The organism is Streptomyces sp. NBC_00080, from assembly GCF_045041255.1.
GTDB classification, from domain to species: Bacteria; Actinomycetota; Actinomycetes; order Streptomycetales; family Streptomycetaceae; genus Streptomyces; species Streptomyces coriariae.
Map to the genome: position 1 here is coordinate 2776472 of NZ_CP108235.1, position 19500 is coordinate 2795971.

Consider the following 19500-nt stretch of genomic DNA (forward strand, 5'->3'; position numbering starts at 1 on the left):
CGGGTGACTCCTCGGCCGCGTGTGCTGTTGTGGGATGGGGCTCGTGTCTGGTCAAAGGGTATCCGGTCGCAAGGTGTGTTGCCGTCCACCTGTGCACGGAGGGTGGCGGACCCTCGTGGGCCGGTGCCGCTGAGTGGTACGGGGCGGCCGCGCGGGTACGGTGATCACGGGCCCGCCGCCCACCAGGACGCCAGTTCCGTACGAGTTCCCCGAGGACGCCTGCCGTGCCGTTGCCCCTCCCCTCGCGAACCCCCTCGGGGCCGCGCAGAAGATCCCTGCTCGCGTCGGCCGCGGGAGCGGTGCTGCTCGTGGGCTGCTCGTCCGGTGCGGAGGAGTCCGAGGAGAGCGCGGGCGACAGCCCGTCGGTCTCCGAGGCCGCACGCGCGCGTGCGGCCCGGGAGAGCGGCGAGCTGGTGGCGCGGTACGACGCCGTGCTCGCCGTCCATCCGGCGCTGGCGGGGCGGCTGGGGCCGCTGCGGGCCGAGGTCGTCCGGCACGTGGAGGCGTTCGGAGGCGCCGCGAAGGCGTCCCCCTCCGCCACCGGTCCCGCCACCGGCTCCCCCACCTCCCCTACGGCTTCCTCGACGAGCTCCGCCCCGGTTCCGCCGGCCGATCCCTCGGCAGTGCCCTCCGCCGTGCCGATCACCGACACGGACGCGCTCGCCGGTCTGGCCGCGGCGGAGCGGGCGCTCGCCGACCGCAGGGCGACGGAGCTGCCGGACGTGCCGGGCGAGCTGGCCCGGTTGCTGGCCTCGGTGGCGGCGGCCGGCGCGGCCCACGCCTATCTGCTGACGGAGGGGACGCGATGAGTGAGGCCACGGACGCGGAGCTGACGGCACTCCAGGCGGCGCTGGCCGCCGAACACGCCGCCGTGTACGGGTACGGGGTCGTCGGCGGGCGGATCGGCGAGGTACGGAGCGCCGAGGCACGGGCGGCCTACGACGCGCACCGGGCGCGCCGGGACGCGCTGGTGCGCGAGGTGCGCGACCTGGGGGCCGAGCCGGTCGCCGCGAGCGCCGGATACGCGCTGCCGTTCCGGGTGCCGGACTCCGCGGCGGCGGTCCGGCTCGCGACCGAGCTGGAGGAGCGCGTGGCCGGGGTGTACTCCGACCTGGTGCGGGCAGCCGGGGACGCACGGCGCCGGGAGGCCGCGGGCGCGCTGCGGGACGCGGCGGTCCGTGCGGTGCGCTGGCGCGGCGGGAGCGTAGCCTTCCCTGGTCTCGCCGAGCGGACCGGTACGGATCCGGCCACGGGCTCCGCGTCCGTACCGGCAGCGGCCACGCCTCCGGCGGCGGCAGCGCCCTCGGGCACGCCGGCGGCTTGACCCGAAGCAGGAAGGAAACGACTCGCGCATGGCTTTCGAACCGCCGCAGCGTCTGGTCAGGGCGCTCGGTGAGACGGCACCGGACGGTGACGGCTGGTTGGAGAAGCTGCCGGAGACGGCCCGACAGGCCGTCGCCCTGCGCGAGTTGACGGTCGATCGGGTGCAGGTGCCGGGCGGCCGGACCAGCATGGTCGTGCTCGTGCGGCGCGCGGACGGGACACCCGCCGTGCTGAAGCTGGCCCCGCCCCGGTTCCGGCCGCAGGCGGAGCGGGCCGCGCTGGCGCACTGGGACGGACTGGGCGCCGTCCAGCTGCTGGAAGAGCCGCAGACGGCGGGAGCACTGCTGCTCGAGCGCCTGCATCCCGATGTGTCGGTGCGGTCGCTGGCGGAGGCGAAGGCCCTGCTGGAGGCGGCGGGGACGTTGCGGCGGCTGTGGGTGCAACCACCGGAGGGCCACTCCTTCGAGTCCGTGGCCGACCGGACCGGGCGGCAGGCGCAGGCGATGCGGGCGAGCGCCGAGGCGGAGCCCGAGGTGGCCGCCCTGGTGGACGCGGCGCTCGCCGCCCGCGCGGAGCTGCTGGCGGGCCCGCCCGAGCACCGGCTGCTGCACGGCACGTTCCGGCAGAGCAAGGTGCTGGCGGGTGAGCGGATGCCGTGGCTGGCGGTGGGGCCGGATCCGGTGGTCGGCGAGTGCGCCTTCGACCTGGCCCGGCTGGTCCGCGACCGGGTGGAGGACCTGATCGCCTCGCCGTCCGGGGCGACGACGACCCGGCGCCGGGTGAAGCGGCTCGCGGAGTCACTGGAGCTGGACCAGGAGCGGCTGCGCGGCTGGACGCTGTTCCGGGCCGTGGAGTCGGGCGTCCGGGCCCGTCGGGTCGGGCGGACGCGGGACGCCGAGCTGCTGCTCGAGTTCGCGAGCTGGTTGTAGCGGGGGCAGGGCTGCACGGTTGCGGCGCCGCAGGGTCGTAGCTGTGGGACCGCCCGGCGGCACGTGTGCCGGTCACAGGCTGTGGACGGAACAGCGCTCCCCTGCCGGAGGTCCCCCGCAGGGGAGCGCTGTGGGTCCGGCCGACGTGCCTCCCGAGCCTGCCGACCGGAGCTTCGTGGGCGAGCCGCGAGGCCCGTCCCGTGCGGTGTCAGTGCTCGGTCGATCGCACCTGCGGCCGCCTGTCGGCGGGCCCGGCGAAGAGAGTCCCCTCAAGGGCCAGCAGGCGGGTGTGACTGCGGATGTGGGCGGCCTGTTCCATCACGGTGGGGCCGTCCCGCTGCCCGTGGCCCGTGGCGCGCTCCGCGTACGGGACGTGTGCGAACAGCGGGATGTCCCTGGGAAGAAGGCGCCAGGACAACTGCCGGCCGCCCGCCATGAGCCGCAGCAGGTGCGTGCCGTCCGGGCCGGCGCCGGCGGCCGGCGTGACGACCGCGCTCGACGGATGCAGCGCCGCCAGCCAGGCGAGGAGGTGCGCGCGTTCGAAGGAGACGCGGGTCAGCTCCCGCTCGAAGGAGTCGGCATGGCGCTGCCAGCGGGCCAGCTCCCGGCGGCAGTCGTCCAGGTCCGGGGAGAGGCTGTGCCCTGGCGCGGCCTCCGGCCGGGGAGCGCGATCCCGCGGCCTGAAGAGACGGCGAAGGGCGGCCAGGCGACCGAGGGGACGAGAGGCTCGGGAGTGGCGGTTCCGGGAGCCGTCGGACAGGGGCTCTTCGGGCGGACGGCCCGGCGAGGGTACGGACATGAAGTCCTCCGGTGGCGGTGAACGAGGGTCACTTCCGGGGCAGGCCATCGGATGTCCCGGCTCTGCCCCACAGGCGGTCGCGGCCCGTGGCGGCTTCGTCGCGGCCGCGGGTGGAGCCGGTGCGGCGGTATCGGCCGGCGCTGCGCGCGTTGGCCAGACGGCAGGCCTCGTCGACGGGCTCCCGCAGACGCAGGTGCCGTTGGTAGGCCGCCCGGGTCCCGCACGGGGCGAGCTGCCCTCGGGGCACCCCGCCCCGCGCGCGGGGCGCCTCGGGATCGGCGGGCGGCCCCGGCCTCGACCGGTCCGTCTGACGCTCCAGGGCATGGCGCTGCGGGCCGGTCAGGCCGGCGATGACACCTTCGCGATGACAGGCGGGCAGTCCCTTCTCGCGTACGAGCACGGCGGCCCTGCAGTGGGCCAGCACGGGACAGGTCGCGCAGATGGCCACGGCACGGGCCGAGGACCGGCGGGAGAACCACAGATCCGCGTCCTGGTGCCGGCAGGCGGCACGCGACTCCCATGCCCGGGTCCCCCCGTCCGTCGTTCCCCGGGCGCCGGTCGGCCCCCTCGACCGACCGGCGCTCATCGGACGGACCCCGCCGGACCGGCCGACGGCGCCGACGGTACGAGCGGCCCGAACGGTTCCGCCCAGGCCGGCCGGTGCGGCGGCCCCACCGGCTCCCGCGCCTGTTCCTGTCCCCGTGCTTGTTCCTGTCCCTGTGCTTGTTCCGGCGGATCCGAGGCGGTCCGCGGGTCCGGCAGGGCCGGCATCGTCACCCGTGGTCGCGACACGTCCGGCCGCGTGCCTGCCTCCGACATGTCCACCCTCGCCCACAGGTCCGGAACGTCCGCCGACGTCCGCGGTACGGCCGCGTTCGGGAGCACGTGCGATACCGGCAGGGCCGACAGGATCCCCGTCGGGCCGCAGACCGTGCCGTCGCCGTCGGGCCGCACCGGCGCCAACGGCCCCAGGTACGCGGCCACGTTGGCGAGGGAGCACCGCTCGGGCCGACCGTCGAGGGACACCAGGGGCATGCCGTCGCTGCTTCGGCGGCCCTCGAAGTACCAGACGCCCCCGCACCTGTCCCGCATCGGTAAGGCCAGGTCGTACAGGGTCTCGCCGATCCGGAACCGACGCGTCTCCTCGCCCGTCGTCGGCTCCGGCGGCACCGCGGAGGCGCTGAGGGCCACCACCGTCACCCGGACGCCGTCACGTTCCCCCTCACCCGTCAGGGTGAGGGGCTCGGTCCGCTCACCGACGATCGCGATACCGAAGTACAAGCGCCAGCGCGCCCATTGGGCGGGGCCGTCGACGCGCAGCCTGACCCGCACCCGGTCGCCCTCGACGCGGACGGAGTGCGGTCCGGGGTGCGTGTCCAGGTCCCGTTCGATGGCGCGCGCCGCGTGACGCGCGCGTTCGCAGGAGGCGTCCCAGGTCAGCGCCTGCCGCTCCAGTTCGGTGACCGGTCGCCCGGTGCGGGACCAGCCGCCGTCCGGTGTGCGGTGAAGGACCACGCCGAAGGAACGCTCGGGGTCGACCAGGAGACGGGCCGAATCGAGCGCGTGTGCCACGGCCGCCGCCTGTTCGGTCCGGACGGTCGCCAGCACCGTGCGGATCACCCGCGCGGCGTGGCGGACGTTCCCGTTCACACCGTCACCGTCCCGGCCGGCCGGCGCAGCTTCTGGAGCGCCCGGTGGGTCAGCGCCTTGACGGCGCCGACGCTCCGGCCCATCGCCAGGGCCGTCTCCTGCGCCGTCAGTTCGTCGAGGAAGCGCAGTTGGACGCAGTGGCGCTGCTGGGCGTTGAGCGTGTGCAGGGCGGTGCGGACCGTCTCGTGCGCCTCGACGGCCTCGAGTTCGCGCAGGGCGAGCGACTCCGGACCACGGCCGGGCACCTGTGGATCCGGGAACTCGGCGACCGGGGTCTCCAACCGGGTGCGGCCGCGGCCGAGTTCGTCCAGATGGAGGTTCTTGGCGATGGTGATCAGCCAGGCGGCGAATGCCGTGCCCTGCCAGACGTAGCCGTCGATACGTCGCAGTGCGCGGGTGAACACCTCCTGGGCCAGATCCTCGGCAAGGTGTCTGTTGCGCGTACGGACCAGCAGGAAGCTGTACACGAGGCGGTAGTGCTCGTAGTAGAGGGTGGCGAACGCCTCCCGGTCGCCCGCGCGGGCCCGGGCGATCACCTCGGGTTCCGGACCGTCCGGAGCGGACGTGACGTTGTTCGGTGCGGACACAGCAGGTACTCCCGTCGACGTCGTGCGGAGTGCGGAGCGAAGATCCTCCGCGTATGCAATATGCATGTAGATGTAGATTTCATCGGCGAACGTCCGGCCGCCCCGCTCCAGGGCGGAGCGAAGCGGCCGATGCCGGAAATGCGGGTGACGCGACTCCGCCGCGCAAGGCGCCGGGAACGCGGGGCCTCGGCTCCCGCCGGAAGGGGCGACCGGCGCCCACTCCCTCCGCGAACCGGATGACCCGCCGCCGGGCCTATCTACAGTCTTCACGTAGATGCATACAGTGTCAAGTTGTGCACGGAACGCAAGGTGCGGGTGTGGTTGGCACAAAGAGGAGCGCGGGGGAGCGCGAGTTTGCACAACTGGTCCGGTAACACTCCGGCGTGCACCAAAAGCCCCGATGGTCGGTCTGCGATCTACTTGCGCTTGTAGATATCGATGACCGATCCTCTGAGGCGTGACGAACCAGCAGAGCCGCCCCGGAGACCCGACACCCGGCAACGATCCGGCACGCCAGGACGTCGACCTGGCGATTCTGCTCGAACACCTGCTGGCGCAGGCTCCGGGGAAGACCCAGAAGGACCTGGCCTCGGCAGCCGGCATCTCGTACCCGACGCTGAACGCGTGGATGAACCGGACCCGCGGCACCTCACGCATCGACCCGGAGAAGTTGCGAGCCATGGTCGACGTGTTCCGGCGCTGGGGCGTGGCGACGACACCGAGGGAGTTCTTCGAGGCGGTCGGCCGTCCCGCGCCCGGACCCAGCGGGGACGAACGGGAGGCACGGCTCCTCAAGCTGTACCGGCAACTGCCGGAGGCACGTCAGCGCGCCCTGCTGAAGGACGCCGAGGCCATGCTGCAGGTCAGCCGCATCACCTGAGGTCAGCGGCGTCACCCCGGGCCACCCAGGGGCCGTAATGCCCACTTCCGGCGCATTCGCAAGGCGTTGCATACCCTACGAATGAATATGACCGAAACTCCTCCTGGTCACGCGAGTCACGGCTACCATCAGTCAGCCGCTGGCCTCCCGGAGCGGATCACTCGTGTCGTGCATCCCTGGGGAGACAGTTGTGTGCATCCACATTTCAGTGGCAGACAATTTGCCCAAAATTGCGGTCTGGGACCCGGATGAGGTCAGTATCCGCGTAGCCAGAGGCTTCCATCTGAGTGACGTGCTCCGGGAAGTTCGCGACATTCTGATGGTCGATCTGGGGGCCCCTGCCTCACGGGGCAGCCTCCTGTGGTGCTTCTGCGGTATGCGGGTGGAGCTCCCGCACGAACTCACGCCCTACGGCTTCCTCGCGGCCGAGGTCTGCTGATTCTCCTGCCACCTCCTCAGCCCGCCCGCCCCGGAACCAACGCCAGGGCGAGCACCGGGCAGTCGGCCGCTGCCCGGCGGGCCCGTCGCAGGGTGCCGGCCGGGACCGGGGCGCCGTCGACCAGGGGATAGCCCCATTCGTCGAGGACGATGTGTTCGGGGAGGAAGTCCGCGCAGAGGCCATGGCCCTTGCAGGCGGTCCGGTCGATGTCGATGTGCTGGGCCGTGCTCATGGGTCAGCCCTCCACGGGGACGGGCAGCAGGGGCGTGTGGTCGGTCGCGGTGCAGTGGCCCCGGGCGTGTGCGTCGACCTCGGCGGCGAACGTGGTCAGGGCGCTGCGGACCAGGCGAACGGTGCCGTCGGGGTGGTGGCAGGCGCCCCGGCCCTCGACCAGGCCCGACCAGCGTGCCAGGTCGGCGCGGACGGTGCCCTGGGGGCCGGGTGCGGCGAGGGTACGGAAAGCGCCGGCGATGCGGGGCAGGCCGTTGAGGCAGGGGCCGCACTGGCCGGCCGACTGGAGGGCGAGATAGCGCAGGACGCGCGCGGTCTCGGCGAGCCCGCAGCGGTCGACGGGCAGCACGGCGAGCACGCCCGCGCCCAAGTAGCCGGCGTCCAGTGCCAGTTCAGTCGCCTCCGGGGCCGGTATCCAGGTGCCGTGGTAACCGCCGGCCAGCACCGCCCCGGCGCCTTCCAGCGGCAGCAGCCGGCCCAGGGGCAGACCGTAGGGCGCCTCCACCACCCGGGGTTCGCGGCCCGGCACATGGACCGTGCACAGCGCGCTGCCGGGCTGGGCCGGGGTACCGGCCGTGCGGTACCAGTCGGCGCCGTAGCGGGCGACCAGCGCGAGGTGGGCCAGGGTCTCGACGTTCTGTACGAGGGTCGGGGCCCGGTGCACTCCGCGCTCGCGGACCGGCGGGCGCCGGTGGGTGGGCAGGGCCGCGCCGCCGGAGACGTACCGGGCGAGGGCGGCGGCCTGCCCGGAGAGGAACGACTTGGGCAGGCGGACGACCTTCACCGGCAGCGGGTCCGCGGTGCGCTGGGCGAGGGCGGATTCCAGCCAGGTCGCGCCGTCTTCGACGGCGAGGTACGCCTCCCCCGCGCCGACCGTGCGGGCCGCCAGCTGGAGCCCGTCCAGGACGAGATGGGGCGACAGGCGCAGCAGTGTCCTGTCCTTGCGGCTGGCCGGTTCGCCCTCGGCGCCGTTGGCCACGACGACGGGAGCGCGGCCGGTACGCCGGCCGGCCTCCGCGACGGAGACGAGCTTCCGGTACGTGGGGAAGCCGGCTCCGCCGCGCCCGGTGAGGCCGGACTCGGCGACCGTGCGGAGCAGGATCTCGGGGTCGCCGTGCGCCTCCGGGCCGTAACGCTGGTGGTGGGTCGCCAGGTCGGCCGGGGTGGCGCCGGGGGCGAGCAGACGTGGCGGCATGTGGAGGGCCGGGAAGGTGGCGGTCACGGTCGGGCTCCTTCGGCGGTGCGCAGGAGGGCCGCGGGGGTGCGGCGGCCGGCGCGGGCGGCGTGGGCGAGGCGGGCGGCGAAGGCGGCGACCGCCGCGGCCACGCAGGCGACGGTCAGCCAGGTCATCCAGTCGGCGCCGGTGTCCGTGCCGATGCCGATGCCGTGGACGAGCGCGACCGGCCAGGAGGCGTACGCCAGCCGGTGGGCGGTCCGCCAGGTGCGGTGGCCGAGGCGTTCCCGCAGCAGGCTGGTGGCCAGGACCGCGAGCATCAGGTCCAGGGCGACCGTGCCGAGGCCTAGCCAGAGGGGCTGGTAGTCACCGACGAAGGGGACGAGAACGTCCACGACGGTGATGTCGACATAGCCGTCCAGGACCGCGGTGGTGATGTGCAGGGCCAGGAACGCGGTCGCGGAGAGGGAGAGCGTGCGGTGCAGGCTCATCGTGCCGAAACGCGGGAGCCCAGGGAGCCGGGTTCTCGACCGGACCGCGATTCCCAGCAGGACGACGACCGTGAAGAGGACGAGGCAGACGGCACCGGTGGCACGGTTGGCGTACCAGAGGGTCTCGGAGGTCATGCCGCCGCCTCCTGTGACAGAGCGGCCGACAGGGGCCAGCCGGGCGTGGTGACGACGGTGCCGTTCTGGGCCACCAGACGCGCCGGCAGGCCCCGCCGTCGCAGCCACCGCTCCGCGCCCGCGCCCTTCACCAGGGCCGCGGTGCTCGCCGCGTTCGCGTCGGCGCAGGTCGCGGCGGCGACGGAGACCGTGCGCCACGGGGAACGGACCGGCAGGCCGGTACGCGGGTCGACGATGTGGTGCAGGTCGTGGCCGCCGCGCCGCCAGCGCCGGGCGGTCGTGCCCGAGGTGGCCAGGCCGCCACCGCGCAGACCCACCGCGTCGTAGGGGCCCTGCGCGGGGGTCTCGTCGACGGATCCCGTGATGTCCTGGACGCGGATCTGCCAGCCGTCCGCCGGGGACTCCCCCGCGACGGCCGTGTCGCCGCCCAGGCTCACCAGGACTCCGCAGCCGGCCGCCCCGGCCAGCGTCCCCGCGGCCCGGTCGGCGGCCCACGCCTTGGCGGTGGCACCCAGGTCGAGGCGGATGCCCTCGGGGACGGTCACCGTGCCGGTCGCCCGGTCCAGGCGCACGGCGCGCCACCCCGGGGTGCGCCGGACCGTGAGCCGGACCGGGCGGTCGTCCTCGTGGAGGAGGGTGAAGTCACGGTCGTAGCCGAGGGCGTCCATCGCGGAGCCGACGGTGGGGTCGACCGTCCCGTCGGTGGCCTCGGCCGCGCGCAGGGCCACGCCGAGGGCCTCGGCGAGCAACGGGCTGACCCGGACCGGGCGGCCGGCGGCGCCGTCGAGGGCGGCCAGTTCGGAGTCTGCGCGGAAGCGGCTGCACGCCGCGTCGACCTCGGCGAGGTGCCGGGCGAGGAGCAGGTTGCACGACTCCAGCAGGGCCGGGTCGGTGACGACCAGGCGGACCGTGGTGCCGAGGGCCCGCCACTCCGCGGCGGCCGTGGTGCGGGACTCGGGGGAGGCGCTCATCACGACGCTCCCGAGGTGGAGTCGGCGGAGCCGCCGGAGGAGGAGGTGAGACCGCCGTCCGAGGAGGAGCTGTCGCTGTCGGAGGACGACGAACTGCTCGACGAGGTGCTCGACGAGGTGCTCGACGAGGAGTCCGTACCACTGTCGGTGCTGCTGCCGTCGGTACTGCTGCCGTCGGTTGTACCGGTGTCCGTGGACCCGGTGTCCGAGTTGGAGCTGGAGCTGGAGTTGCTGCTCGTGCCGCTCGCCGTCGTCTCGGCGTCGGCCTGCATGGTGCCGACCAGGGCGAACACCCCGGCCGCCGCCGCGAGCGTGACCGCCGCGGCCAGGGCGGCCGTACGCCGCGCACCTCTGCGGACCGCTGCAGCGGCCCCCCGTTCCTCTTCCCTGGTCGCCATGACCGTTCCCCTCCGCAGTGACGTTCTGTCACGTCCTACGGTCGGGGAACGGTCTGGGAGAAGTCTGTGAGGCAGCCATACGCCCCGGCAGAACTCCCTGAGACGTTGCTTTAAATCAGGCCGTCAGCCGGGCGATCGCCTCGTCGACCGTGAGCTCCTCGCGCTCGCCGGTCCTGCGGTCCTTCAGCTCCAGCACGCCCTCGGCCGAGCGGCGGCCCGCCACCAGGATCTTCGGCACGCCCATCAGCTCGGAGTCCGTGAACTTCACGCCCGGGGAGACGCCGGCCCGGTCGTCGACCAGGACGCGCAGCCCGGCCGCGCGCAGCTTCTCGGAGACGTCGAGCGCCAGCTCGGTCTGGAGGGCCTTGCCCGCCGCGACGACGTGCACATCGGCCGGGGCGACCTCGGCGGGCCAGCACAGGCCCTTCTCGTCGGCGCTCTGCTCGGCGAGGGCGGCCACCGCGCGGGAGACGCCGATGCCGTACGAGCCCATGGTCACGCGGACCGGCTTGCCGTTCTGGCCGAGCACGTCGAGCTTGAGGGCGTCGGCGTACTTGCGGCCCAGCTGGAAGATGTGGCCGATCTCGATGGCGCGGTCCAGCCTGAGGCCGGTGCCGCACTTCGGGCAGGGGTCGCCGTCCTGGACGACCACGACGTCGACGTAACTGCCGACCTCGAAGTCCCGGCCCGCGACGACGTTCTTCGCGTGCAGGCCCTCCTTGTTGGCGCCGGTGATCCAGGCGGTGCCCGGGGCCACGCGCGGGTCGGCGATGTACTTCACCTTGTCCAGACCCTGCGGGCCGACGTAACCGCGGACCAGGTCCGGGCGGCCCACGAAGTCCTCGGCGGTGACCAGCTCGACGGCGGCCGGGGCGAAGTGTGCCTCGACCTTGCCGAGGTCGACCTCGCGGTCACCGGGGACGCCCACGGCGACGATCTCGCCGTCGACCTTCACCAGGAGGTTCTTCAGGGTGGCCGAGGCCGGGACGCCGAGGTGGGCGGCCAGGGTCTCGATGGTGGGGGTGTCCGGGGTGGGGATCTCCTCGAGAGCGGCCACGCCGTCGGCGTCCACCGGCTGCAACTCGTACGTGATCGCCTCGGTGTTGGCCGCGAAGTCGCAGTTCGGGCAGTCGGCGAAGGTGTCCTCGCCGGCGCCGGCCGGGGCGAGGAACTCCTCCGACTTGGAGCCGCCCATCGCGCCCGCGGTCGCCGCGCAGATGCGGTAGTCCAGGCCGAGGCGCTCGAACACCTTCTGGTACGCCTGGCGGTGCAGGGCGTAGGACTGGGCGAGACCCTCGTCCTCGGTGTCGAAGGAGTAGGAGTCCTTCATGAGGAACTCACGGCCGCGCAGGATGCCGGCCCGGGGGCGCGCCTCGTCACGGAACTTCGTCTGGATCTGGTAGAGGATGACCGGCAGGTCCTTGTACGAGGACGCCTGGTCCTTCACGATCAGCGTGAAGATCTCCTCGTGGGTGGGGCCGAGGAGGTAGTCGCCGCCCTTGCGGTCCTGGAGGCGGAACAGCTCCGGGCCGTACTCGTCCCAGCGGCCGGTCGCCTCGTAGGGCTCGCGCGGCAGCAGGGCGGGGAGGCTGACCTCCTGGGCGCCGATCGCGTCCATCTCCTCGCGGACGATGCGCTCCACGTTGGCGAGGACCTTCTTGCCGAGCGGCAGCCAGGACCAGATGCCGGCGGCGGTACGGCGGACGTAGCCGGCGCGGACGAGGAGCTTGTGGCTCAGGACCTCGGCGTCCGCAGGGTCGTCGCGCAGCGTCTTCGCCATCAACTGGGACATGCGCTGGACCGGTGCGTTCGCCATGGTTCTCGTACTCCTGCCGAAGGGGGTCCCCCGCTCGAGCGCCGCCGAGAGCGGGGGAGGGTGTTGGCTAGGAGGTTAGCCGGGGAGCGTGGCGGGCCGGAAATCCGTTATCCGCGCAGGAGCGGGAGCGGGGCGCCCATCACCGCGTACGGACGGGGAGCGCTGGGGAACAGGACGCGGCGGGCCAGGTCCTGGTAGCCCAGGGAGTGGTAGAGCGCCCGGGCGGGGCTTTCGGTGTCGATCGCGGAGAGGATCGAGCGGGGCTGGCTCGCGGTGTCGGTGATCGTGGTGATCAGGGCCCGGCCCGCGCCGCGGTTCTGGTGGGCGGGGTGGACGTGCAGTTCCGTGATCACGAAGGAGTCGTCCAGCCACTGCTCGTTGCCCTGGGCCCGGAGGTAGGGCTGCACGACCGTCGACCACCAGTGGGCCCGGTCGTTGGGCATGCCGTAGACGAAGCCGACGAGCCGCTCTCCGACGGTCGCGCCGAAGGCTCTCGCGCCCGGGTGCGCCATGTGGCGCAGGACGATCTGCCGGCGGACGGCCACCTCGTCGGGGCCCAGTCCGAAGGCGATCGCCTGTACGGCCAGGGCCTCGTCCACATGGGCGGGGAGGTCCAAGGGGCCGATCACGAGGTCCATGGCGGGGAGCCTACAGGGGCCTCAAAAGAGGACGCTCATGAAGGCGCCGACCTCTTGGAAGCCCACCCTCCTGTACGTGCGCCTCGCCGTGGTGTTGAAGTCGTTCACGTAGAGACTGACCACCGGGGCCACGTCGGCCAGGGCGTAGCGCAGGACCGCCGCCATGCCGGGGGCGGCCAGGCCCTGGCCCCGGTACTCCGGGGCCACCCACACGCCCTGGATCTGGCAGGCGTGGGAGGTCGCCGCGCCGATCTCCGCCTTGAAGACGACCCTGCCCCGGTCGTCGAGGCGGGCGAACGAGCGGCCGGAGCCGACGAGTTCGGCCACCCGGGCCTGGTAGAGCAGGCCTCCGTCGCCGGCCATCGGGGAGACGCCGACCTCCTCGGTGAACATCGCCACGCACGCGGGCATGATCGTGTCCATCTCGTCCTTGCGGATGCGGCGGACGTAGGGATCCGGGGCGGTGTCGGCGGGCATGCGGTCGGTGACCATGAGGGGTTGCCGGGTGCGGACCTCGCGGGCCGGGCCCCAGTGGGGTTCGAGGAGGCGCCACAGCTGGGTCGTCGGCTCGGCGGGGCCGACGATCGAGGAGCAGCGGCGGCCCGCCCGGCGGGCGCGGTCGGCGAAGGCGCGCACCGCTCTCGGTGTCGCGCAGATCGGGACGAGGTTGGCGCCCGCGTAGCACAGGGACGTCAGCATGCCGTCCTCGTACCAGCCCCACATCTCGCCGCCGAGGCGCCACGGGTCGAGGCCCGCGACCTGTACCCGTGACGTGACGAAGGCGTTGGCGACCGGCTCGCGGTCGAGGACGGCGAGCGCGGCGTCCAGGTCGCTCGGTTCGAGGACCCGGGAGGTGGTCTGGGTCAACACGCGCGGGGCCTCACACTCAGGTCTGCTGGTCCCCGCACTGTACCTGCGGAAGCTGAGCGGTGCCGACCTGTGTTCAGTGGGCGTTCGTCTGCCGTGACCGTCGGGTGTCTTGCGGTCCCTGGGGGCTGCCGCCCCCAGATCCCCGCTGTCGGCCTGAACGGCCTCGTCCTCAATCGCGGGACGGGCTGGATACACCTGCCCGGCCCAGAAGATCGGGACGGCCGAGCCTCGTCCCCCCACCACGCGACAGGCCGTACGCACCCCGCCCTGCGCGGAAGTTCAGAATGGCCAACCGTCGTCCTCGAACGCCCGACGGGATGGATGCACCCCGCCCGGCACACAAGCGCAAGACGACCGGCCCTCGCCCCGACCACCGGGCAGGGCGGCTGCACCCGGCGCGGCGCAGATGTTCGGGACAGTCAGCCCGCGACCGATACCGACGGCTCGCCGGACGTGATGCCGTCCGCCTCCATCTGTTCGGCCAGCTTCATGGCCTCCTCGATGAGGGTCTCCACGATCTTCGACTCGGGGACGGTCTTGATGACCTCGCCCTTCACGAAGATCTGGCCCTTGCCGTTGCCGGAGGCGACGCCGAGGTCGGCCTCGCGGGCCTCGCCGGGGCCGTTGACGACGCAGCCCATGACGGCGACGCGGAGGGGGACCTCCATGCCCGTGAGACCCGCGGTGACCTCTTCGGCCAGCTTGTACACGTCGACCTGGGCGCGGCCGCAGGACGGGCAGGAGACGATCTCCAGGCCGCGCTGCTTGAGGTTCAGGGACTCCAGGATCTGGTTGCCGACCTTGACCTCCTCGACCGGCGGGGCCGACAGGGAGACGCGGATCGTGTCGCCGATGCCCTGGGAGAGCAGGGCACCGAAGGCGACCGCCGACTTGATCGTGCCCTGGAAGGCGGGGCCGGCCTCGGTGACGCCGAGGTGGAGCGGGTAGTCGCTCTGGGCGGCGAGCTGGCGGTACGCCTCGATCATCACGACCGGGTCGTTGTGCTTGACCGAGATCTTGATGTCGCGGAAGTCGTGCTCCTCGAAGAGGGAGGCCTCCCAGAGGGCGGACTCGACGAGGGCCTCGGGGGTCGCCTTGCCGTACTTCTGGAGCAGGCGGCGGTCCAGCGAACCGGCGTTGACGCCGATGCGGATCGGGGTGCCGTGCTCCTTCGCCGCCTTGGCGATCTCCTTGACCTTGTCGTCGAACTGCTTGATGTTGCCGGGGTTCACCCGGACCGCGGCGCAGCCCGCCTCGATCGCGGCGAAGACATACTTCGGCTGGAAGTGGATGTCCGCGATCACCGGGATCTGCGACTTGCGGGCGATGACCGCGAGGGCGTCCGCGTCGTCCTGGGTGGGGCAGGCCACGCGGACGATCTGGCAGCCGGAGGCGGTGAGCTCGGCGATCTGCTGGAGGGTGGCGCCGATGTCGGAGGTACGGGTCGTGGTCATCGACTGCACGGACACCGGGGCGTCTCCGCCGACCGCCACGGATCCGACCTGGATCTGCCGGCTCTTCCGGCGCTCGGCAACCCTGGTCGGAACGGACGGCATGCCGAGAGAAATCGCAGTCATCTGCTGTGCAACCCCAAGTCGTGGATCAAGGCCCAGGTCCCGTCTTCAGGCGGGTTCCCGGCTTCGAGATTACGGCACCGGCGCGGGCGCGAGCACTCCCCCACCTCCAAACCACTCGGCGGAGGGACCCTCGCCGGCCGTCGAACCCACTCGATGGAAGGCGGCCCGGAACATATCGTCCCGGGCCGCCGCGAACCGCGTGTGACGCGAGGGTGGCTAGGAGATGCGCACCGGGTTCACCACGTCCGCGATGAGGACCAGCACGGTGAAGCAGATGAAGATGCCCGCCACCACGTACGCCACCGGCATCAGCTTCGCCACGTCGAACGGGCCCGGGTCCGGCCTGCGCAGGACCTTGGCCAGGTTGCGGCGCAGGGACTCCCACAGGGCGCCCGCGATGTGCCCGCCGTCCAGCGGCAGCAGCGGGAGCATGTTGAAGAGGAACAGGGAGAGGTTGAAGCCCGCGACCAGCATCACGGCCATGGCCAGCTGCTGCGAGGCCGGGATGTCCAGGGTGAAGATCTCACCGCCGACACGGGCCGCGCCGACCACGCCCATGGGTGAGTCGGGCTCGCGCGGAGCGCCGTCGAAGGCGGCGTTCCACAGGGCCGGGATCTTGGCGGGGAGAGCGGCGATGGAGTCGACGGCCTCGCCCACCCGGTCGGTCATCCAGGACACGGAGTCCCCGAAGTCCTGCTTGACGACGCCGGTGGCCGCGCTGAAGCCGAGGAAGCCGGCCTTGATGTACTCGCCCTGGACGTAGGTCCCGTCGGAGTCCTTCTTGGCGACCTGGTTGGTGGCGATCGTCGTGTGCAGGGTCAGTTCCTTGCCGTCCCGGTCGACGACGATGGCCACCTCCTTGCCGGCGCTGACCCGGATCAGGTCGGAGAGCGTGTTCCACTCGTCCGTCTGCCGGCCGGCGAAGGAGAGGATCTTGTCGCCGGGCTTCATGCCGGCGGCCGCGGCCGGGGAGGCCGGGTCGGTCGACCTGCACTCGTCGCGGTTCTGGCTCTGCGAGATGACGCAGGGTGAGACCGAGGAGACGGTGGTGGTCTGCTGCTGGATGCCGAAGCCCATCAGGACGGTGAGGAACAGACCCACCGCGAGCACCAGGTTCATGAACGGGCCCGCGAACATCACGATGACCCGTTTCCACGGCTTGCGCGTGTAGAACATGCGCGTCTCGTCGCCCGGCTGGAGCTCCTCGTACGCGGCCGAGCGGGCGTCCTCGATCATGCCGCGCCAGGGTGAGGTGGAGCGTGCCGTGATCCGGCCGTCGTCGCCCGGCGGGAACATGCCGATCATGCGGATGTAGCCGCCGAAGGGGATGGCCTTGACGCCGTACTCGGTCTCGCCCTTCTTCCGGGAGAAGATCGTCGGGCCGAAGCCGACCATGTACTGCGGAACCCGGATGCCGAAGAGCTTGGCCGTGGACAGGTGTCCCAGCTCATGCCAGGCGATCGAGATCAGCAGGCCGACCGCGAAGACGACTATGCCGAGGATCATCATCAGGGCTGTCATGCACGCGCCTCCGCGGTAGCCGTCAGTTCCTGGGACCGGGCCCGTGCCCAGGTCTCCGCTTCGAGGACGTCCGACACGGTGAGTGAAGTTCCCGTCGCCGGCGTGCCGTGCTCCTGCACGACCCGGGTGACGGTCTCCATGATCCCGTTGAACGGGAGGGCGCCCTTGCGGAACGCCTCCACACACTCCTCGTTGGCGGCATTGAACACCGCCGGGGCCGTGCCCGCGAGCTCGCCCACGTGCCGGGCGAGGTTCACCGAGGGGAAGGCCTCGTTGTCGAGCGGGAAGAACTCCCACGTCGACGCCGTGCTCCAGTCGAAGGCGGGTGCCGCGTCGGGGACGCGCCGGGGCCACCCCAGACCGACGGCGATCGGCCCGCCCATGTCGGGGGGCGTCGCCTGGGCCAGCGTCGATCCGTCCGTGAACTCCACCATCGAGTGGACATACGACTGAGGATGCACGACGACCTCAATGCGGTCGAAGGGAATGTCGTAGAGGAGGTGCGCCTCGATGACTTCCAGCCCCTTGTTGACCAGGGTGGCGGAGTTGATCGTGATCACCGGGCCCATGGACCAGGTGGGGTGGGCGAGGGCTTCCTCGACCGTCACGCTCGCCAGCTGCCGCTTGGTGCGGCCGCGGAAGGGGCCGCCGGATGCGGTGACGACCAGCTTGCGCACATCCGCGCGGGTGCCGGCGGCGAGAGCCTGGAAGAGGGCCGCGTGCTCGGAGTCCACCGGGATGATCTGGCCGGGCGCGGCCAGCGCCTTGACCAGCGGGCCGCCGACGATGAGCGATTCCTTGTTGGCGAGCGCGAGGGTGCGGCCGGCCTCCAGGGCGGCGAGGGTGGGCGCGAGGCCGATGGAGCCGGTGATGCCGTTGAGGACGGTGTGGCAGTCGGAGGCGGCGAGCAGGGTGGCGGCCTCCGGGCCGGCCAGGATCTCGGGGAGCGGCTCCCCCGTCCCGTACTCGGCAGCGAGGGCCTCGCGCAGGGCCGCCACGACGTCCTCGCGGGCGACCGCGACGGTCCGTACCCGCAGCCTGCGGGCCTGCTCGGCGAGGAGGGCGACCCGGCCGCCGTTGGCGGACAGGCCGCTCACCCGGAAGCGGTCCGGGTTGCGCAGCACGAGGTCGATGGCCTGGGTGCCGATCGAACCGGTGGAGCCGAGGATCACCACGTCCTTCGGGCCGTCGCCCGCGACCGGGTCGTAGACGAGGTGCGGGTCGGCGAGGGGGGCTGGACTGTCGCTCATCCCCCCATTGTTGCCGCAACGGGTGTGCGGCAGGACCGGGGTGTCCCCCGGGAGGGTCCAGCGGTCGCGTACGCCCCACCCCGCACGACCGAAGGTGGTCGAAAGTGTGCACTTAATATCGTCCGCCGTACGGAGTTTTCCGCACGGTTTCCCATATAGATCACTTGGTCTATTTCGTTGGCACTTCACCTATCCGTGCCGCTAGCTTTCGCGCAGGATCTGCGGATCGATCGGGGGGGTTCTGATGACGAGCCGCGCAGAGGCGGAGCAACTGCTGTCATCGCTGGGTGACAACGACCTGGTGGAGGTCGGTGAGGACGGCAACATCTATGCCGCCGGAAAGTCACCCGCCGGGTTCATCAACAAGCCGATCGTCGGCATCGCCGACCAGAAGGGGGAGTACTCCCGGACGGGCCGGTCCTGAGGTGCCGGGCGAGGCGAGGGACATCAAGGTCACCCGCAGTCTGGTCATCGGCGCCGATCCGGTGGGCGGCCGGCTGGCCGAGGAGAGACGCATCCTGGCGCTGCACTTCCCCGGGTTCGTCCTGGACTCCACGACTGCGCGCGCGGGCACGTGGGCGGTCGCCCGGGGCCCGCTGCGGACGTTCGCCGGCACCCGGTACGACATCCGGATCGATCTGCCCGACGGCTATCCGCACAGCCTTCCGCGGGTCTGGCCGCACGGCTGGACGCCGGTGAAGAACCCGCACATGTACGCGGACGGCACGATCTGTGTGATGCGTCGCAGGCAGTGGTCCTCCTTCTTCTCGGCGGCCGCGGTGGTCGCGAAGGCGGCGATCTGGCTCAACAAGTACGAGATCTGGGTCGAGCGGCAGGTATGGCCGGGCCCGCAGCAGCCCCACTGAACGGGGCAACCGGGCATCTGAGGAGGTCCTGGTATGACCGCTGACGCGGTGCTCGACACATCCCGCATCGACTATCTCCTCGACACCTCCGAACTGGGCCGGGCCAGGATCGTCCTGGTCGGCCTGGGAAGCGGAGGGACCGTGGTCATGGAGCGCCTGGCCATGTGCGGCATCCGAGACTGGGCGCTGTTCGACCCCGATGTGCTCCAGCCGGAGAACCTGGTCAAGCATCCGGCGCGGCGCAGCGACCTCGGGCGGCTCAAGACCGACATCGCCACCGAGTGGCTCGTGGACCGCAATCCGGCGAGCCGGGTCGACTCCTTCGCGCACGACGTGACCAGGTCCCCCGAGATCGAGCGGGCGATCGCCGGGGCGACCCTGGTGGTGTGCGCGGTCGACGACGCCGTGGCCCGCAACTACGTCAACGAGCTGTGTGTGCGCAGCCGCGTCCCGTGTGTCTTCGGCATGGTGTTCCGCACCGGGCTGGGCGGCGAGGTGTACGCCTACCTTCCGGGCGAGACCGGCTGCCACGACTGCAAGCTGAAGTTCTGCATGGACCGGGGCCTGGACCTCGACGACTGGCTGGAACTCACCGATGAGGAACAGCAGCGGATCTACGGCCTGGGCGAGGCCGACTTCGCCGCTTCCGGGCTGGCCGCCGACATCTCCATCGTGGCCTCGTACCACGCCCACTACGTGCTCTCGCTGCTGGGCGGCCGCCGTTCGCGGTATCTCCTTCAGCCGAGTTTCAACTGGCTGACCGTCGGCATCCGCCGGGCCGAAGGCCTCTTCGGCAATTCGTACGACAACACGCGCATCCTGCTCCGGCCGCTCACCGGGTGCCATCTCGCCTGTGGGCCGGCCACCGAGCCCGACACGGGCAGCGAGTGAGGACGGTGGAGATGTTCGGAACAGCCCGGAAGAAATGCCCAGCCACGCTTCGGGTCTTCGTACG

General features: G+C 72.1%; 22 protein-coding genes. 7 read left to right on the top strand and 15 right to left on the bottom strand.

All coding sequences use genetic code 11. The annotated features are described in order from the left end of the window. Nucleotides 1-224 precede the first annotated feature (224 nt). The 3 genes from OHU34_RS12065 to OHU34_RS12075 are packed head-to-tail and all read left to right on the top strand — an operon-like array spanning nt 225 to nt 2252. Entirely contained in the window at nt 225-809 is a 585-nt protein-coding gene (locus tag OHU34_RS12065; RefSeq protein WP_200839823.1) for a hypothetical protein, read from the top strand. Beyond that, nucleotides 806-1324: a ferritin-like domain-containing protein gene (locus OHU34_RS12070; RefSeq protein ID WP_142266441.1), complete on the top strand. Its 519-nt coding sequence runs from the start codon at nt 806-808 to the stop codon at nt 1322-1324. The genes OHU34_RS12065 and OHU34_RS12070 overlap by 4 nt, the downstream gene beginning before the upstream one ends. Before the next feature lie 28 nt (nt 1325-1352). Next, nucleotides 1353-2252, top strand: a complete 900-nt coding sequence (locus OHU34_RS12075; RefSeq protein ID WP_142266440.1) for an aminoglycoside phosphotransferase family protein — start codon at nt 1353-1355, stop codon at nt 2250-2252. 208 nt (nt 2253-2460) lie between these two features. Here the strand turns inward: OHU34_RS12075 and OHU34_RS12080 are convergent, their stop codons facing one another. From OHU34_RS12080 to OHU34_RS12095, 4 genes are read right to left on the bottom strand one after another with little or no spacing between them, the layout of a single operon-like run. Continuing rightward, a complete protein-coding gene (locus tag OHU34_RS12080) occupies nt 2461-3051 on the bottom strand; it encodes a hypothetical protein (RefSeq protein ID WP_230194522.1) in 591 nt (196 codons plus the stop codon). 28 nt (nt 3052-3079) lie between these two features. Continuing rightward, entirely contained in the window at nt 3080-3637 is a 558-nt protein-coding gene (locus OHU34_RS12085) for a WhiB family transcriptional regulator (protein WP_142266439.1), read from the bottom strand. Next, complete coding sequence (locus tag OHU34_RS12090; RefSeq protein WP_405766251.1) at nt 3634-4701, bottom strand: BN159_2729 family protein; 1068 nt, start codon at nt 4699-4701, stop codon at nt 3634-3636. The genes OHU34_RS12085 and OHU34_RS12090 overlap by 4 nt, the downstream gene beginning before the upstream one ends. Further along, nucleotides 4698-5288 carry an RNA polymerase sigma factor gene (locus OHU34_RS12095; protein ID WP_142266437.1) on the bottom strand — a complete coding sequence of 197 codons (591 nt, stop codon included), beginning with the start codon at nt 5286-5288 and terminating at the stop codon, nt 4698-4700. The genes OHU34_RS12090 and OHU34_RS12095 overlap by 4 nt, the downstream gene beginning before the upstream one ends. A gap of 457 nt (nt 5289-5745) precedes the next feature. On the opposite strand from OHU34_RS12095, the gene OHU34_RS12100 reads away from it, so the two are divergent. Continuing rightward, the gene (locus OHU34_RS12100) at nt 5746-6168 is read left to right on the top strand and encodes a helix-turn-helix domain-containing protein (protein ID WP_142266436.1); all 423 of its coding nucleotides are present in this window, start codon (nt 5746-5748) and stop codon (nt 6166-6168) included. A 455-nt stretch (nt 6169-6623) separates the two neighbouring features. On the opposite strand, the gene OHU34_RS12105 is transcribed toward OHU34_RS12100, so the two are convergent. From OHU34_RS12105 to dxr, 11 genes are all read right to left on the bottom strand, one after another. Next, nucleotides 6624-6839 carry a ferredoxin gene (locus tag OHU34_RS12105; RefSeq protein ID WP_142266434.1) on the bottom strand — a complete coding sequence of 72 codons (216 nt, stop codon included), beginning with the start codon at nt 6837-6839 and terminating at the stop codon, nt 6624-6626. A gap of 3 nt (nt 6840-6842) precedes the next feature. Beyond that, entirely contained in the window at nt 6843-8060 is a 1218-nt protein-coding gene (locus OHU34_RS12110) for an NADH-ubiquinone oxidoreductase-F iron-sulfur binding region domain-containing protein (RefSeq protein WP_142266433.1), read from the bottom strand. After that, entirely contained in the window at nt 8057-8638 is a 582-nt protein-coding gene (locus tag OHU34_RS12115; protein ID WP_405766256.1) for a ferric reductase-like transmembrane domain-containing protein, read from the bottom strand. Before OHU34_RS12115 ends, OHU34_RS12110 begins: the two co-directional genes overlap by 4 nt. Continuing rightward, a complete protein-coding gene (locus OHU34_RS12120; RefSeq protein ID WP_142266431.1) occupies nt 8635-9609 on the bottom strand; it encodes an FAD:protein FMN transferase in 975 nt (324 codons plus the stop codon). The genes OHU34_RS12115 and OHU34_RS12120 overlap by 4 nt, the downstream gene beginning before the upstream one ends. Continuing rightward, nucleotides 9609-10007 (bottom strand): hypothetical protein, encoded by a 399-nt coding sequence (locus OHU34_RS12125; protein WP_405766258.1) that lies wholly within the window; start codon nt 10005-10007, stop codon nt 9609-9611. The genes OHU34_RS12120 and OHU34_RS12125 overlap by 1 nt, the downstream gene beginning before the upstream one ends. A gap of 115 nt (nt 10008-10122) precedes the next feature. Continuing rightward, nucleotides 10123-11823, bottom strand: a complete 1701-nt coding sequence (locus OHU34_RS12130; protein ID WP_405766261.1) for a proline--tRNA ligase — start codon at nt 11821-11823, stop codon at nt 10123-10125. Nucleotides 11824-11930: 107 nt separating this feature from the next. Beyond that, on the bottom strand, nt 11931-12461 hold the full coding sequence (locus tag OHU34_RS12135; protein ID WP_054239666.1) for a GNAT family N-acetyltransferase: 531 nt from the start codon (nt 12459-12461) through the stop codon (nt 11931-11933). Nucleotides 12462-12482: 21 nt separating this feature from the next. Further along, nucleotides 12483-13331 (bottom strand): GNAT family N-acetyltransferase, encoded by an 849-nt coding sequence (locus tag OHU34_RS12140; protein WP_020128626.1) that lies wholly within the window; start codon nt 13329-13331, stop codon nt 12483-12485. Nucleotides 13332-13750: 419 nt separating this feature from the next. Continuing rightward, on the bottom strand, nt 13751-14908 hold the full coding sequence (gene ispG, locus OHU34_RS12145) for a flavodoxin-dependent (E)-4-hydroxy-3-methylbut-2-enyl-diphosphate synthase (RefSeq protein WP_405766263.1): 1158 nt from the start codon (nt 14906-14908) through the stop codon (nt 13751-13753). 216 nt (nt 14909-15124) lie between these two features. Further along, on the bottom strand, nt 15125-16429 hold the full coding sequence (locus tag OHU34_RS12150; RefSeq protein WP_142266428.1) for an RIP metalloprotease: 1305 nt from the start codon (nt 16427-16429) through the stop codon (nt 15125-15127). Further along, the gene (gene dxr / locus OHU34_RS12155; RefSeq protein ID WP_142266427.1) at nt 16426-17679 is read right to left on the bottom strand and encodes a 1-deoxy-D-xylulose-5-phosphate reductoisomerase; all 1254 of its coding nucleotides are present in this window, start codon (nt 17677-17679) and stop codon (nt 16426-16428) included. Before dxr ends, OHU34_RS12150 begins: the two co-directional genes overlap by 4 nt. A 244-nt stretch (nt 17680-17923) precedes the next feature. Here dxr and OHU34_RS12160 point away from each other — a divergent pair, with 244 nt between their 5' ends. From OHU34_RS12160 to OHU34_RS12170, 3 genes are read left to right on the top strand one after another with little or no spacing between them, the layout of a single operon-like run. Beyond that, nucleotides 17924-18103 (top strand): hypothetical protein, encoded by a 180-nt coding sequence (locus OHU34_RS12160; RefSeq protein WP_020128630.1) that lies wholly within the window; start codon nt 17924-17926, stop codon nt 18101-18103. 1 nt (nt 18104) lies between these two features. Beyond that, a complete protein-coding gene (locus OHU34_RS12165) occupies nt 18105-18545 on the top strand; it encodes a ubiquitin-conjugating enzyme E2 (protein ID WP_230194527.1) in 441 nt (146 codons plus the stop codon). A gap of 33 nt (nt 18546-18578) precedes the next feature. Continuing rightward, entirely contained in the window at nt 18579-19436 is an 858-nt protein-coding gene (locus OHU34_RS12170) for a ThiF family adenylyltransferase (RefSeq protein ID WP_142266425.1), read from the top strand. Nucleotides 19437-19500 lie beyond the last annotated feature (64 nt).